General features: G+C 41.2%; 3 protein-coding genes. All 3 read right to left on the bottom strand.

Annotation, left to right across the window (positions count from 1 at the left end; translation table 11 throughout):
- Positions 1-157: 157 nt before the first annotated feature.
- Complete coding sequence (locus tag EOK74_RS20580) at positions 158-607, bottom strand: hypothetical protein (RefSeq protein ID WP_133472002.1); 450 nt, start codon at positions 605-607, stop codon at positions 158-160.
- Between the two features lie 126 nt (positions 608-733).
- Positions 734-1261: a P-loop NTPase family protein gene (locus EOK74_RS20575; protein WP_133472001.1), complete on the bottom strand. Its 528-nt coding sequence runs from the start codon at positions 1259-1261 to the stop codon at positions 734-736.
- Between the two features lie 215 nt (positions 1262-1476).
- The coding region (locus EOK74_RS20570; protein WP_205964776.1) for a transposase at positions 1477-2273 on the bottom strand (797 nt) is incomplete at its 5' end.

The raw sequence follows: 2273 nt of genomic DNA, 5'->3' as shown, positions 1-2273 counted from the left end.
TGCTTGAATTTATTTTCTCAAGGTTATCCATAAACTCTCATTTGAAACATAACGTTCCCCATAAGGGGCAAATACTTGTTGGCTATAATGCCCGAGGTACGAGGGAGAGCCAATGAGTATTTGTCCCAGTGAGCCTGCGAGCGAATTGATGGGTTTGTTAGGTGACGTGTTCAAACTTAAAACCTATAATTCTTTTGTACTTTTTATAATCAGCAATAACACTTAAGAAGTCGTTAAAATTACCTTTAATCACAGCAGCTTTTTCTCCATCCCAAGTTACAAGTGAACTAGAAAAAACATTTGAAAAATATTCAGTTCTAATCGCGTTAATGCCGTACTCTGGAAATGGGCATAAACCTTCAAAAACATTGCTTTCGTATGTCTTGGAATGATTATCTAACTTTAACCAATCTTTATCGCCTGCGACAATCCACCAATCCTTGAGCTTGGCGATCTCAGTGTGAGTACAGCCAAGAATTAACGCACCTTCCGCAATAGCACTGCATATTTTTTCTGCTGAGGCTCCTTTGGAACCAAAATACATATCTTGTCTTTTGATGACATGCTTTTTAACATCCAGAGGTTTTAAATCTTTCTCAGAGTACAAACATTCCTCCTAGTCACCTAACTTTTCAATAACGGGCGCAGGCATGTGGGGCATAATGGCGAAGCCGCCCCGCATGTATGCGTCCCAGCGAACGAAGTGAGTGACTTAATTTTTTTGTTAAGTGCCCTACAGATTCGCTATAAACGACTTTGCTTTTTTTTGCGATGTTAGATGCACCAACTGAATACCGTTGAGAGAGTCGCTTGCAAAAAGCTTGGCGTATTTTCGTTTGGTTTTCCAGTAATTTTGCAGCATCCAAAGAATGACTGATTCGGAAGACAAAAAATTACGCCTAAACGATTCTGTATTCCCCGTACCAGGCCAGATTTCTTGTTTTGATTTTGAGCGTTTAAACGAACGAATGAGGATCTGCTTAAACGTATGAAAAAAGCTGTAATCCAACCAAATGATTGTGTCCACGTATTGCCACTTGAGCGAATTAGTTTTGGATTGATTACCATCTAATACCCAAGCCTCTTTTTCTAAGTGAGCCTTAAGCAAAGACAAAAATTCTTCGGTTTCCAGATGCTCCCAATTTGGCAGCCAAAACAGTGCATCCATTTCTATGTACGGAATACCTAGCTTTTGAGCAAGCAAGTAACTGAAATGAGATTTACCGCTTCCGCTTGTACCGATGACATTGATTCTTTTCATTGTGATGAAGCCTGACAGGCACTTAACGAGGCTGTAGAATTTATCATTCTCAGCCAGTAATTTGTTAATACTAAGACAATAATTGAGCGCGTCAGCTATTTCAATGACTTATCGATTTATCTGGGATATCGATTTGAACGGGCTATGTGAATGCGATATCAAGCTAATAGGTGCAGATTAACGGCTTAAAACGCCGAGTTTTGTCTAAATGACCTTCATTGAAGGCTGTTTCTAAGCTTTTCTATATTGTGAACTAAACAATACATTTGCCACTGGGCATTCACTTTGTCTTTGCCTCGCAATGTCAGTTTATTCATACCTTTATTGACCGTGATATTACCGAATACTGGCTCTATCATGCCTAATCGTTTGCTGTACTGTCTACGACCTATACTGCTGTCTATCTTAACGCGCATTTTGTCTGTGTAAGATAATTGGCTCTTCGCGTTGCGTAAAAACTGGACTTGTCGGCCTCTGTCTGCTGGCGGCTTTCGCATGCACTGCGGCTGTAATGGGCAGTGTTTACAGTCTTTAAGGTAGCCAGTGAAACGGCTATAGTTTTTACCATTAGCCTTAATGTTAGCGCCACTTAGCCATAACAACTTACCCGCAGGGCAACGACATGTCATGTTTGACTCATCAAAGTGAAAGTCGTTTGATGTAAAGAGTTTCGCCCTGCCTTTACTGCGCTTTAAACGCCGTCTTTCTTTTTCTGTGTGATAGGTTTCACTGGTTTTAAACAAGGGGTTACGGCTTCTGAATTGCGTATCGGCGATGTAAGTATCAAGCCCTGTATTTGCCATAAATGTCAGGTTCTTCTCGCTATGAAAGCCACTGTCGGCGGTAAACGCGGCTGTTTCAAATGCATTGGGTGTGCCCAACTTAGTCAATTGCGCTTTTAGCTGTTTGATGGCTGGCGCTAATGTTTGTTGCTCTCCCACACTGCCCCACACCTCAGCTTGCATAATGTGTTTTACTAAGACACGCATGGCAATAAAATACCCAATCGCAG

It is taken from the genome of Paraglaciecola marina (assembly GCF_004360155.1).
Lineage (GTDB): Bacteria > Pseudomonadota > Gammaproteobacteria > Enterobacterales > Alteromonadaceae > Paraglaciecola > Paraglaciecola marina.
This window is presented reverse-complemented; position numbering and strand designations above follow the sequence as displayed.